Origin of the sequence: Cohaesibacter haloalkalitolerans, assembly GCF_003574655.1 — a bacterium.
Taxonomy (GTDB): domain Bacteria; phylum Pseudomonadota; class Alphaproteobacteria; order Rhizobiales; family Cohaesibacteraceae; genus Cohaesibacter; species Cohaesibacter haloalkalitolerans.
On record NZ_QNUM01000002.1, the window covers coordinates 126,261 to 139,781 of the forward strand.

Sequence of the window (13,521 nt, forward strand, 5' to 3'; positions counted from 1 at the left end):
TGATCTTCAGGGTCAGTCATCAACTGAACAGTCGAGCTCTTTTTCCAGCCCGGCATCGCGCAACAGTTGCCGGGCGCGCAGCAGATGCGCGTCATCGACCAGCACGCGGCGGGCAATTTGGTGGAGGATACTGCCGTAAAGGGTGCTCATGTTGTGATCAAGAGACTGGAAGGGAATATCCGCATCCCTCAGCAGGGCTTCCACGAAAGAGAGGGTTACCGGATTGTTGGTCTTGATGAGTTCGTCCACGCCAGTGTCCTGCGGCTAAGTCTTCGTTATGGCCGATGGCCAGTGCCCAATGCTTCATGAAAGGGCTCAGGAACCATAAATAGATTTGCAGCCCCTGAAAAGAGCCTTTCGCGGGCTTTCACCCCGCCACAGCCCTCGTGACCCAGCCGTAATAGCCAGCATGAAATGAGGCAAAAGAAGAAGCTCAGACGGCTTGATCAGAGCCGCGAAAGGGCGAATTTTTCACGTTCTGATGGGCGCCCGCATCAAACTGGGCAAAAAAGCCGTTTCGAAGCCGAAATTTGGCGTGATTAAGTAACATTCTTTCCCCCTCCCCCTTGTCGTTCCGGGGTGAGCCGCCTATTCTCGCGACCGAAATTTGAAGACACAAAATTGGAGCCGCCGCGTGAGCGTTGTCCCTCCTCTCAATGAGGCAAACAAGTCCCAGGCCAGCATTCAGCCCCTCATCGACCTCGTCAAACAGGACATGGGAAGGGTGAATGATCTCATTCTCGAGAAGGCTGGTTCGGACGTCGAGATGATTCCGGAAGTGGCCAAACACCTGATCGATTCAGGTGGCAAGCGCCTGCGCCCGATGCTGACGCTGGCCGCCGCCAACATGTGCGGCTATGAGGATGCAGCAGCAGCCGGGCACGTCAAGCTGGCGATGGCGGTGGAATTCATGCATACGGCCACCCTGCTGCATGACGATGTGGTCGATGAGAGCGACATGCGTCGTGGCAAGCTCGCCGCTCGCATGCTGTGGGGCAACCAGGCCAGCGTTCTGGTTGGCGACTTCCTGCTCGGGCAGGCTTTCCGCGTGATGGTCGATGTCGGCTCGATCAGGGCTCTTGATGTGCTCTCGACCGCCGCCTGCGTCATTGCCGAAGGCGAGGTGTTGCAGCTTTCTGTCGCTCAGAACATGAAGACCTCGGTTGCTGAATATATGCAGGTCATCCGCTCCAAGACGGCCGCCCTGTTCGCTGCCGCCTGCGAGGTTGGGCCGATCATCGCGGGCAGCGATGAGACCCGGATTGCGGCGCTGCGCGATTATGGCATGGAACTGGGCAATGCTTTCCAGCTGATCGACGATGCCCTTGATTATGGCGGCTCGGCGGCGGCACTGGGCAAGAATGTCGGCGACGATTTCCGCGAAGGCAAGATTACCCTGCCGGTGATTCTGGCCCATGAACGGGGCTCGGCCGAGGACAAGGCCTTCTGGAAGCGGGTCATGGAAGAGCGCAAGGATGTCACTGACGGTGCGCTTGATTATGCCATGGGACTGCTGGTCAAGACCAATGCCCTTGAAGATACGTTGAAACAGGCCAGAACCCATGGCGCGACTGCCATTGCCTCGCTTGATGTGTTCGAGGACAGCCCCTACAAGGCAGCGCTCATTGACGCGGTGGAATTCTGCATCGCCCGCGGGCACTAACCTTTCAAGGCTTTGCAAACATGGTCGGAAGGCGCTGTTAATTCAGCGCCTTTTTTGTTGCAGCAATCAGGCCTCATGACCACGACGGCCACAGGGCTCTTCTGACATCTCCACCTCCGGCGCTCTGGCCGTTCTTTCGGATGGTCAAATTTTCGCCACCTCTCCCGGCTATGATTTCGACAGTTTGTTTAATTGATCTTTACCGCGCTTTATTATGTACAGGACAAGACACGAGGGCTTGCGAGCAAGCCTCAAAAAAGCCATGCTACATTCCTAATTCGTAAAGAGCTTCAAAGCGGCGCACAGTCACTCTGACTCTTTTGTCCGGATGGACTGGCGGACGAGGTGCCGGGTTTTCCGGTTACAGACACGGGACACTGGCAAGGCGCAATTGCCGCGGCTCTGCTGTCCAGCCAATAATGCTTCGGATTGCGCAACAACAAGGCTGACTAAATGCACTTTCGATTTTCCCTCAAGATGTTTAGACAACACCTCCTGACCGGCGTCGTAGGATTTGCCTTGTTGATGGGACCGGCAACGTTTGCCGGGGCTCAGACAGAAGCCCCCGATATCCCGGAGGAATCCGTGGTGGACGCGCTCGCGGACATCCCGACGACCCTTACCGGCACCTATCTTTCTGCCCTGATCGCCCAGGATGAGGACGACCTTGAACTGGCTGCCCACTTCTATGCTCAGGCGCTGGAAAAAGACCCGGAGAATCCCCTGTTGCTGGAGCGCAATTTCGCCCTGACGCTGGCGGTGGGTGATCACGAACGCGCCTTTGCCCTTGCCGACAAGATGGCAGTCCAGAGCAGCCACAAGGCGGCAGCCAGCAAGGAAGCCGAAGACGGCAAGGCAGAGCAGGATGATTCGGCGGTGGATGCCGAAGGACTTGATGGGCGGATCGCCCCGATGGTGCATATGGCCCTCGGTGTCAAGGCTCTGAAGGGCAGGAACTATTCAAGCGCCGCCATCCAGTTCAAGAGTGGCATGGACGTGATGCAGAACAATCCTGCGCCGCTTCTTGCCCGCGCACCGCTGCGCCGCAATCTCAATGATCCGCGTCTACTCAGCGCCTCGGCGCAGTATGGTCCGTTTGCGCTGATTTCCCAGACCGTTCTGGATGCCTGGGCGACGATCGGTCAGGACAAGACCAAGCTTGACGATGTGATCAGCCTGCTCAAGGCAGATGATGACAGCGAAGTCAACCAGTTCTTCTTTTCGCTCCATGCCGGGCTGATTGCAGCCTACGCCAAGGATTACACCAAGGCCGTGACCCTGTTGCAACAGAGCCTTGATGCGGATCCCAATTCGCTGGCAACGGCAACGGCGTTGGTTAACAACCTTTTGAAGGCTGGCAACAACAAGCGCGCCAGCGAAGTCATCGACACCTTTGCGGCCAGTGCTGCCGACACCGAGGAAAAAGAATGGCTGCAGCAGTCCTTCAGTGCCATGAAGCCGATTGCCAATTCCATCCGCACGCCGCAGGACGGGGCTGCGGAGTTCTTCTCCACTCTGGGCAACGCACTGACGGAAGAAGGAGCCATCGAAGGCGGGGCGCTTTATCTGCAGTTTGCTGACTATCTGCGACCGGGCGACGACTATACCGAGTTTTCCCTCGCCCGCCTGTTCGAGCACATCAACAAGAATGAAGTGGCCCTTGCGCATTATGACTCCATCAAGCCGGAGAGCGCGGTCTATCGCAAGGCTCAGCGACGGGCTGCCTTTGTCGAGGCGCGGCTCGATCATCCCGATCTAGCCATCAAGCGGATGAAGACCCTGCTGGAAGGCAATTACTCCGATCTGGAAACGGTGTCCGTTCTCTCGCGCATCTACCAGTCGGAGCAGCGCTACAAGGAAGCGGTCGACACTCTCAGCCGCGGCATCAACAGCATTCGCACCAAGCGCGACATTCACTGGTCGCTCTATTTCCTGCGCGGTTCTGCCTATGACCAGCTCAAGGACTGGCCGAACACGGAAAAGGACATGCAGTCTGCCCTCAAGCTGTTCCCCAATCAGCCGACGGTGCTGAACTATCTGGGCTACAGCTGGGTGGATCGCGGCATCCATCTGGACAAGGCTATCGAAATGATCCGGCAGGCGGTGGCGTTGAGGCCATTCGACGGATTCTTTGTCGATTCTCTTGGCTGGGCCCACTATCGCCTCAAGCAATATGAGGAAGCTGTCAACTTCCTTGAACGGGCCGTTGAACTGCGCCCCGAGGATCCAACCATCACGGACCATCTGGGCGATGCCTACTGGCGCGTCGGCCGCAAGAACGAGGCAACCTTCCAGTGGCAGCGGGTCAAGACCATGCAGCCAGATGACAAGCTCATGCAATCGGTCGATGACAAGATTGCCAAGGGCCTTACGGACTGACAGTCAGAAGGCTCGCAACGACACAAGCATGGAACGCGCAGAGGCATGGCCTTTGCGCGTTTTTCATGTCACCATTATGCTTTCGTCTCGCTCCGCAAAGGGTTTGCCTTTCCAGACGGGTGTCGGGTCCAGGCAATCTGAACTTGTGTCTAATACGTATCGGGCGAACTTCTCTGAAGGGATCTGGACAAGCCGGGTGGATGTCCATATGCTACTGATTTGAGGGAATTTTTCGTTGGCCTTCAAGGTCTGCCCCCTTCGTCAACCGTTCGTCAGGTTATGTGACTATCAGGAAGGCGACACAGGGTCGAGAATCGTCCTATGGTCAGCCCAAGGTGGTCGGATCAGGGCAGACAGTTAGCGCCAAAGCGGACCGAGAGTCATCAGGGCTGCGGTTCGGGCGCATCTTTCAAGTCCATCTTTCTGTTCCCCCCACAGACGCCAGACCCTATGCGCCCAACACTGACAACCGCTTGAGACAGACAGCCAGCAATGACGAAACCGTCACAGGACCCAGATATCCTCACCTTGACTGCACCAGCCAAGATCAATCTTGCCTTGCATATCACCGGGCAGAGAGACGACGGATATCATCTTCTGGAATCGCTGGTGGTGTTTGGCGGTGCGGCTGACCGCATCCAGTTCAAGCCTTCCAAGCATCTGCACCTGTCAGTCAATGGCCCGTTTGCCGCCAGCTTGCGGCAGGAGCCGGACAATCTGATGGTTCGCGCTGCGCGGCTTCTGGCAACCGAACTCAATTGCGCGGTCGCAGCTGACATGACACTGGAGAAATTCCTGCCCATCTCGGCGGGCGTTGGCGGCGGGTCTTCCGATGCGGCGGCAACCCTGCTCGGTCTGCTGCGTCTCTGGCAACGGACCATCAATGACGACAAGCTGCGCTCCATAGCGCTTAAGCTTGGTGCCGACGTTCCCATGTGCCTTGAAGGCTCCTGCCTGATTGCGCGTGGCATCGGCGATGAGCTGTCCTTCGGGCCCCGGTTGCCCAAGGATCTGGGCATGGTGCTGGTCAATCCGCGCGTGCCAATCTCGACGCCAAGTGTCTTCCGTCGCCTCAAGAACAGAAGCAATCCGCCAATGGGCCCGATGCCCTCGGCTTTCCTCTCGGCTATGGCACTGGCAGACTGGCTCGACAACCAGCGCAATGATCTGGAAATGGCCGCCATTGAACAGGCGCCGGTGATTGAAACCGTGTTGCAGGCGCTGGAAGATGATGGCGACTGCCTGTTTGCCCGCATGTCCGGTTCGGGAGCAACATGCTTTGCCCTTTTCGCTTCAGTGAAGCACGCGGAGTATGCGGCGCGGCGCATGGCCTTCACCCACCCCAACTGGTGGGTCAGCCACGGCGGCGTTCAATAGGGGCCTTGCCCGGACGCATCATCTCTTGCCGGAAGCGCCACCTGTCAGTGCTCCTTTGAGCCGGTCTTGTGGATCAGGCGCTGCTTGACCTTGTGCATGGAAAACCAGATGAAGCCAACCACCGGCACGACCAGTGCGGCGGACAGCAGGCTCTTGTCGAGATGAACGAGCTTGGCCGCGGGTGCCAACAGGTAGCTCAGCAGGCTGACCGCATAATAGGAGATTGCCACCACCGAAAGCCCTTCAACGGTTTCCTGCAACCGGATCTGCAGCGCGGCACGGCGGTCCATTTGGGCCAGCAACTGCCGGTTCTGATCGGTGGTCGTCACCTGAACCCGTGTGCCCAGCAGTTCCGAGGCATGGGCGGCACGGAATGTGAGGTCGTCAAGCTGGCTCTGCGCCGAGCGACAGGTGCGCATGCTGGGTTGATAGCGCCGCTTCATGAATTCGGAGAACAGCTGTCGTTCGAGAATGCGTTGCTCACGCAACAGACCGATGCGCTGCATCACCAATTCCTCATAGGCCCGGCCCGCGTTGAAACGCGAGGAGCTGCTGGTGGACAACATCGACAGCTCGGCGGATATGCCAAGCAGCTCATCAAGCACCACCTTGTCGCTTTCCTGCTCGTCACCAATCCTTGCCACGGTCTCGCTAAGCTTGATGTTCAAGGCACGGATGCTGCCCAGAACCTGCCGTGCCACGGGCAGGGTCAACATCGACATTGCCCGGTAGGTTTCGACTTCCAGAAATCGCTGGATCACCCGCCCCAGACGGCTGGCACCAACATCGCGGCAGGCCAGCACGGCAAGGCGAATCTGTCCACGGTTGTCGAGGTCGAAGTCGGCGGCAATGGCGGCATCACCGTCGCTGACATAGGCGGCGGCAAAACTGGATGGCGAACCAAACCAGTCACGGACCACACCAGACATCTGCTCCTCGATGCCCTTGAGATCAGGCACTGTCTCAATGCGGGCGGAGACCGACGAAACGATCCGACCGGGGAAAGCCTCAAGCCAGTCGATGGTGAAGCGATCATGCAGATCCGTGGCGAAACTGTCCGGCCCCAGATTTGCCGGGCGTGGAGCATAGGTATAGAGGGTGTAGGTGGCAAACTCAGTATGGTTTTCCCATTTGAGAACCATGCCGCCAAGGTCGGCAATGTGATAGACAGCGCCCTCTTCCGGCTGTGGCGCACCGAAGCCCTCCAGAAAAGCAACCAGCTGTTGCCGGGCCAGCTCCGCCGTATGCAGCCCGTCTTCTTCGGGCTTGAGGGCGATGAAGGCCAGGCGGCTCGGAGCATCAAGCTCGAGGAAGGGCCGCGCATGCATCTCGCGGATCATCGGCGCCCGCATCGAGTGGTTGAGGCGCGCTTTGGCTAGACTGGTCTGGCTATCGGCCACTGGATTGGTCCTTCCTGTCCCTCTATCTGCTTTGCCTGCCCACCTTCCGGGCCAAACCGGCAAAGTCTGGTCAAGGAAGAATAATAGTCAAATGTTACAGACCTGTAGAGAGTAAAAGCGAAACACCGTCGCGCTGGCTGGAAAAACCATCGGGATCAAACGGCAGGAAGCGATCAGCGGGCTCTAGTCCAGATCTTCCGTATTGCCCGAATAGCTGGCGATTTCCCGCATTGCAGCCCGCAGATCGTCTTTACTCATGCTCTCGATCGGCAGGGATACGAACCGTCCGATACGATCGGACAGTTGGGCATAAGCCGTCAGGAAAGCCAATTGCATGTCCTTGTCATCTCCCACCTCGGCAGCCGGATCGGCGATGCCCCAGTGGGCAATGGCCGGATTGCCCGGCCAGATCGGGCAATTTTCGCCGGCCGTATGATCGCAGACGGTGATGATATGATCCATTTTCGGGCTGCCCGGCTGGTTGAACTCGCTCCAGTTCTTGGAACGCAGGCGGCAGATCTGATAGCCAAATTTTTCCAGCAGCTGGATGGCCCATGGGTTCGGCTGGCTTATTGTCAGGCTGCCGGCAGAAAAGGCCCTGAACCGCCCTTGTCCGACGCGGCCCAATATGGCTTCAGCCATGATGGATCGAGATGAATTGCCGGTACAAAGGAAAAGGACATTCTGCATTGCGGGCTCCTCGCAGCGCGTTCGATCAGGGAATCGTCAGGGGATACGATTGAAAGATTCAGAAAAGGGTATAACCCAGCAGACACCACACTTTTGAGGCGATTGATACTAACCTATCGGATTAGATCACGCTTCTTTTACCTGCTGTGCCGCGGCATGTTCGACATCAAGGTCAAACCGGGGCCGGTCGACATCGATTTCCCCCGGCATAGCCGTCGGGCATTCATCCTGAAGGAAGGCCATGAGGTCGTTGAGACAGTCCTCAAGCCCGAAATAGATGATGTTGCGACCGCTGCGCTCCGAGTTGATGAGACCCGCCCGCTGCAGAATGGACAGATGGGTCGACAGGGTGTTGTGCGGCACGTCCAGCCTCCGGGCGATTTCGCCAGCTCCCAGCCCCTTTGGCCCCGCCTTGGACAGCAGCCGAAAGACCTCAAGCCGCGTCTCCTGAGCCAATGCGGAAAGGATGATCTGCGCCCGGGTTTGGGACTTCCATGTGCTGGTATTCGTATTGGTGTTGGTGGCGGTGTTCATTGCAAACCTGCCTCTGGAATCTGCTGATGCGCCGAAGCGAGACGTGTCCACGCAAGGGACAATGCGATGGCAGGGACACGATGAGAAAGCGGCAGCCTGCATGACAAGGCCGACTACAGGTCGATGGATATCGACAGCTCATGACACTGACATGACAGCAACGGCCAAAATTGCACCTGCACACAAAAGTTGCCAGCATTTGTAATGCAATGCCCAATCCGAGGGGATATATAGAGGGAGGAGCTTTCGTCGGAAGAGCCACGGCCCTGGCAGACAAGATGGAACCGGCAAGGGAGGCCCCTGCAACAGCAGGCAGAAAAAATGGCCCCTTTTCCAGTTTCACCTTGATCTGAACGACAGGGCAGGTACAGAAGGACTCCTAAACAGAAGGAATGGAAAGAAAATGGTTCTGTCGTCTCATTGGGTCTTTAATTTCGGCGGTGGCAAAGCGGATGGCAACGCCAAGATGCGCAACCTGCTTGGCAGCAAGGGAGCCAACCTTGCCGAAATGACCAACATGGGACTGCCGGTGCCACCGGGCTTCACCATCTCGACCGAATTGTGCAACAGCTACTTCGCCATGGGGCATGTCTATCCGGCCAGCCTGAGGGGCGAGGTGGATGCCGCCATCGAGCGCATCTGTACAGAAACCGGTCGTCGTCCCGGCGACCCGGACAAGCCGCTGCTGCTGTCGATCCGCTCGGGTGCGCGCATCTCCATGCCGGGCATGATGGAAGCCATTCTCAATCTCGGCCTCAACGACGAGACCGTGAAAGCCTTGGCACGGGAGACCGGAGATGCCCGATTTGCCTATGACAACTATCGCCGCTTCATCCAGAAATACAGCGACGTGGTGCTTGGGATCGACCAGATCGCCTTTGAGGAGATCATCGAGGACTACAAGGATGAACGGGGCGTCCTTTATGATTCCGCCCTCACGGCCGAAAACTGGATGGAGATCATCGACGCCTTCAAGGCGATGATCCTGGATGAACTCGATGAGGACTTCCCACAGGAATTCGACAAGCAGCTGTGGGGCGCAATCAGCACGGTTTTCTCCTCCTGGATGAATGCCCGTGCCATCACCTATCGCCATCTGCATGACATTCCGGAAGACTGGGGCACCTCTGCCATCGTGCAGGCCATGGTGTTCGGCAATCTCAATGACCAGTCCGCCGTGGCGGTCGCCTTTACGCGCAGTCAGGAAACCGGCGAGAAGAAGCTGGAGGGATGCTTCCTGCCCAATGCCCACGGCGAGGACATCATCGACGGCGAGTGCAAGCCGCTGCCTCTGACCCATTCGGAAGGCTCCGACGTCAAGAGCATGCAGGAGCTGATGCCGACGCTGTTCAGCCAGTTTCTTGCCATTTGCGAGCAGTTGGAAACCCACTACAAGGACATGATGAAGCTCGGCATCACCATCGAGAATGGCAAGCTGTGGCTGCTGCAAGCCCGGGCAGCAACCCGCACGCCGAAGGCAGCCCTGCGGGTGGCTGTGGATCTGGCCAAGGAGGGTTTGATCAACGAGGCCGAGGCAGTCTCGCGGGTTGACCCGCGGTCGCTCGATCAGTTGCTGCACCCGACCATTTCCGACAGCGAAAAGCGCATCGTCTTTGCCAAGGGCATGGCGGCTTCACCGGGGGCAGCCTCCGGCCATCTGGTTTTCAGCACACGGGACGCGGAAGAATTCGTCAGCCACGGCCGTCAGGTCATCCTGATGCGCATCGAAACCAGCCCGGAAGATGTGCATGGCATGCATGTTGCCCGTGGCATCGTCACCGCACGTGGTGGCATGACCAGCCACGCCGCCGTCGTGGCGCGCGGCATGGGCATTCCATGTGTGACCGGCGCAAGTGCGCTGCAGATCGACTATCAGGAAGAGTCAGTCACCTCCGGTTCGGTCACCCTGCGCAAGGGCGACCTGATCACCATCGACGGCAGCACGGGAGACGTGCTCAATGGCGACGTCCAGATGCAGAACCCGGAACTGAGCGAGGAATTCGCCACGCTGATGGAATGGGTCGACAATATCCGCCGCCTGAAGGTGCGTTGCAATGCCGATACGCCGCAGGACGCCAAGGCGGCGCGCGATTTCGGCGCCGAGGGCATCGGCCTTTGCCGCACCGAGCACATGTTCTTTCAGGACGATCGCATCTTTGACATTCGTGCGATGATCATCGCCACCAGCGAGGAAGACCGACGCCGCTCGATGGACAAGCTGTTGCCGCTGCAGCGGGCCGACTTCGAGGCGCTGTTCGAGACGATGGCCGGGCTGCCGGTCACCATCCGCCTGCTCGACCCACCGCTGCATGAGTTTCTGCCCAACCAGCCCGAGGATATTGCGGCGATGGCGCGGGCGCTGAAAATGGATGAGGCAAGCCTCAAGAGCCGCATTCACGCCATGCACGAATTCAACCCGATGCTCGGCCACCGTGGCTGTCGGCTTGCCATTTCCAAGCCCGAGGTGGTTGAAATGCAGGCCCGCGCCATTTTCGAGGCTGCCGTTGCGGCTGGCGAGAAGACCGGAGCACCAGTACAGCCGGAAATCATGGTGCCACTGGTTTCCATTCGCGAGGAACTGGAGTTCGTCAAGGCGCGCATTGATTCCACCGCCAAGGCAGTGATGAAGGAGATGGGTCACGAGATCGACTATATGGTCGGCACGATGATCGAGCTGCCGCGCGCCGCCCTGCAGGCTCGCAAGATCGCTGAATCGGCAGAATTCTTCTCCTTCGGCACCAACGACCTGACCCAGACAACCTATGGCATCAGCCGTGACGACGCCGCCCGCTTCATCGCCGACTATATCAAGGCCGGTGTTCTGGAGCAGGATCCCTTCATCTCGATCGATATCGAGGGGGTCGGCGAGCTGATCGAGATCGCTTCCGAGCGCGGGCGCTTTGCCCGCCCCGACATCAAGCTTGGCATTTGCGGCGAGCATGGGGGTGATCCCGTTTCCATCGAATTCTGCGAGCGGGTCGGCCTCGACTATGTCTCCTGTTCGCCCTATCGCGTGCCGATTGCCCGCCTTGCGGCTGCTCAGGCAACCCTCAGACGGCATCAGATGATCAAGTGACCGATGCAACAGGGCGGAGGCGGACCTTGTCGGCTCCGCCATCGCCGCAAAAATTTCGGCGCGAGAGAGGTAGTACACAGGGAAAGCGCAAAACATGCGGTCACCATCATTATTTCCGCAAATTTTCTGTATTTTTGAAACCACAACACGATAATATTGCATTTTTCGCAAGGATATCCGTAAACTATCCGGTGTAAACAGCAGCCTTGATCCCTCATTGCGCCAAAGGCTGGCGCGATGCGGGATCCTTTCCGAGCCGGACCAATAGCATGACCAGCGTCTATCTTCAGGGAACTCTTATCGGCCTTGCCATTGCGGCTCCTGTCGGGCCGATCGGCCTCTTGTGCATCCGTCGCACCTTGCGGGACGGACGGCTCATCGGCGTCGCCACCGGCATGGGTGCGGCAACTGCCGACGGCCTGTACGGGCTCATCACCGCAATGGGGCTTTCAGTGTCCGGCCTGCTAGTCAGCCACGGCGACTGGATGCGCCTTGGCGGCGGGTTGCTGATCCTCTATCTCGGTGTCACCACATTTCTGCGTGGCTTTCAGCCTCAGGGGCATGATGCGGCTTCAGCTCCCCCTGCCCATGCTCCGCTCAAGGCCTACGGCACTACCTTCCTGCTGACAGTTTCCAACCCGGCGACCATCATCGCCTTCATCGGCATGATTTCCGGCCTGTCCAAAGGGGCAGAGAGCGGGCCCGGTGCCGCCTACTGGCTGGTGCTCGGCGTCTTTTGTGGCTCGGCCCTGTGGTGGTTCATTCTGGTCGGCATCACGTCACTGCTGCGCGGGCTGGTGTCGGACCGGTTCATGCAGGCGGTTGATTTCGGCTCAGGTGCATTGCTTTCGTTCTGGGGCGGCATGCTCATCTGGCAGGCTGGCCAGACGCTATTCTGAGCCCCTGTTGATGCAGCCTTGAGCAGTAACGCCGAAAGCTGTCCGCACCTCTATGGGACACCCCCCATCAGGAGTTCTACGTCTAACGTCTGTCTGGCCTCCTCCGGGTCATCTGGTTAAGCGATAAGGCAACGCCTGAAACGCCGAAACCGGGATCCATGACCACAACAGCAGCCACCAGTAGCGCCTCTGCCCTGACCCTCGACGCCATTCGCGACGGAGGCAAGAAGGCTTTGGCGCGCGCACTCAGCGCGCTGGAGGCTGAGGACGGCAGCCTTGCCGTGGCCCGGTTGCTGGACGAAGCAGCGCACAATGCTACAGCGCATGTCGTGGGGCTGACCGGCCCACCGGGGGTTGGCAAATCAACATTGACCAATGCCCTTATCCGCCACTGGCGCGCCAATGGTGAGCGGGTTGGCGTTCTGGCGGTGGATCCTTCCTCCCGATTTTCGCAAGGCGCTCTCCTTGGTGACCGCACCCGGCTCGACACAGACCCGAGCGACAAGGACATGTTCGTCCGCTCCATGGCTGCGCGAGATCGCCTGGGGGGGCTCTCGAATGAGGCGGTTGCTGCCATTGTGCTCATGCGGGCGCTGTTCGACAGGGTGCTGGTGGAAAGCGTCGGCATCGGCCAGTCCGAAGCCGATATCGCCTTTGCCACGGATACTGTGATTCTCTGCATCCAGCCGGGTTCAGGCGACAGCCTGCAATTCATGAAGGCGGGCGTGATGGAGCTGCCCGACGTCATCGTCGTGACCAAGGCAGATGTCGGCAAGCCGGCCATGCGCGCCAAGGCCGATCTCGAAGGAGCCCTGTCGCTGACCATGCGCAAGGACAAGGACTGGTCCGTGCCCGTGTTGCTGGTCTCAGCTTTCGACGATACAGGGTTACAACAACTTATAGCAGAAATTAGCCGACACTACGGCAGTTTGCTGGAAAGCGAGAAATTCCTGTCAATCCGTCAGGATCAGGCAACACTTTGGTTGCTGGATCGCATTCGCAGAAAATTCGGAGAGATTGGCCTCGCGCAGATCAACGCCCGGGAACTCATCCATCGAGCTGGCGGCCCGTTCATGGCAGAACAGATGATCTCGGAGGATTTGTCACAAAGACTTGCAAAGAAGGTGGATGACTTGTGAAACTGGTCGGCTGCAAATAAAAGCAAATGGTTAAAACAACCTGAAACGCTTCCGTACATTGGCTCCATCGGAAATTATTGATATGAAACAATTCAGTTCGGCATGGAGGAAAATATTCGTAGCGAACACTTGCGTTTTGGGAGGTTAGATCTCGTATTATGGGAAAATTTTTCTATTCATAACTTTTTCCTATTGGAAATTTGGTAAATTATGCAATTTAAAACGCGAAAAGGTATAATTTTTGGGTGATTTAATATTCATTTCCAGTTAGATTTGAATTGCCTAAATGCATGCTCGGGGGAGCGTCACCTTATTTGGCTCTAGGTGTAGTGCGGACATTCTGCGGGGACTGTTCTGACAATCG

General features: G+C 58.1%; 10 protein-coding genes. 6 read left to right on the forward strand and 4 right to left on the reverse strand.

Going from position 1 to position 13,521, the window contains the following annotated elements; all coding sequences use genetic code 11:
* Positions 1-12: 12 nt before the first annotated feature.
* Entirely contained in the window at positions 13-249 is a 237-nt protein-coding gene (locus tag DSL70_RS04465; protein ID WP_119306722.1) for a putative signal transducing protein, read from the reverse strand.
* A gap of 385 nt (positions 250-634) precedes the next feature.
* On the opposite strand from DSL70_RS04465, the gene DSL70_RS04470 reads away from it, so the two are divergent.
* From DSL70_RS04470 to DSL70_RS04480, 3 genes are all read left to right on the forward strand, one after another.
* Positions 635-1,663 carry a polyprenyl synthetase family protein gene (locus DSL70_RS04470; protein ID WP_162916351.1) on the forward strand — a complete coding sequence of 343 codons (1,029 nt, stop codon included), beginning with the start codon at positions 635-637 and terminating at the stop codon, positions 1,661-1,663.
* A 477-nt stretch (positions 1,664-2,140) separates the two neighbouring features.
* Positions 2,141-4,042: a tetratricopeptide repeat protein gene (locus DSL70_RS04475; RefSeq protein ID WP_162916352.1), complete on the forward strand. Its 1,902-nt coding sequence runs from the start codon at positions 2,141-2,143 to the stop codon at positions 4,040-4,042.
* A gap of 492 nt (positions 4,043-4,534) precedes the next feature.
* Positions 4,535-5,419 carry a 4-(cytidine 5'-diphospho)-2-C-methyl-D-erythritol kinase gene (locus tag DSL70_RS04480; RefSeq protein WP_119306724.1) on the forward strand — a complete coding sequence of 295 codons (885 nt, stop codon included), beginning with the start codon at positions 4,535-4,537 and terminating at the stop codon, positions 5,417-5,419.
* Between the two features lie 44 nt (positions 5,420-5,463).
* Here DSL70_RS04480 and DSL70_RS04485 read toward each other — a convergent pair whose 3' ends face one another.
* From DSL70_RS04485 to DSL70_RS04495, 3 genes are all read right to left on the reverse strand, one after another.
* A complete protein-coding gene (locus DSL70_RS04485) occupies positions 5,464-6,819 on the reverse strand; it encodes a DUF3422 family protein (RefSeq protein WP_119306725.1) in 1,356 nt (451 codons plus the stop codon).
* Positions 6,820-7,002: 183 nt separating this feature from the next.
* On the reverse strand, positions 7,003-7,509 hold the full coding sequence (locus DSL70_RS04490) for an arsenate reductase ArsC (protein WP_119306726.1): 507 nt from the start codon (positions 7,507-7,509) through the stop codon (positions 7,003-7,005).
* Positions 7,510-7,635: 126 nt separating this feature from the next.
* Positions 7,636-8,043, reverse strand: coding sequence for an ArsR/SmtB family transcription factor (locus DSL70_RS04495; RefSeq protein WP_119306727.1), 408 nt, complete (start codon positions 8,041-8,043; stop codon positions 7,636-7,638).
* A gap of 403 nt (positions 8,044-8,446) precedes the next feature.
* On the opposite strand from DSL70_RS04495, the gene ppdK reads away from it, so the two are divergent.
* The 3 genes from ppdK to DSL70_RS04510 all read left to right on the forward strand — a co-directional run bounded on the left by ppdK (position 8,447) and on the right by DSL70_RS04510 (position 13,157).
* Positions 8,447-11,119 (forward strand): pyruvate, phosphate dikinase, encoded by a 2,673-nt coding sequence (gene ppdK, locus DSL70_RS04500; protein WP_119306728.1) that lies wholly within the window; start codon positions 8,447-8,449, stop codon positions 11,117-11,119.
* 269 nt (positions 11,120-11,388) lie between these two features.
* Positions 11,389-12,018, forward strand: a complete 630-nt coding sequence (locus tag DSL70_RS04505) for a LysE family transporter (RefSeq protein ID WP_119306729.1) — start codon at positions 11,389-11,391, stop codon at positions 12,016-12,018.
* 158 nt (positions 12,019-12,176) lie between these two features.
* Positions 12,177-13,157 carry an ArgK/MeaB family GTPase gene (locus DSL70_RS04510; protein WP_119306730.1) on the forward strand — a complete coding sequence of 327 codons (981 nt, stop codon included), beginning with the start codon at positions 12,177-12,179 and terminating at the stop codon, positions 13,155-13,157.
* Positions 13,158-13,521: the final 364 nt, after the last annotated feature.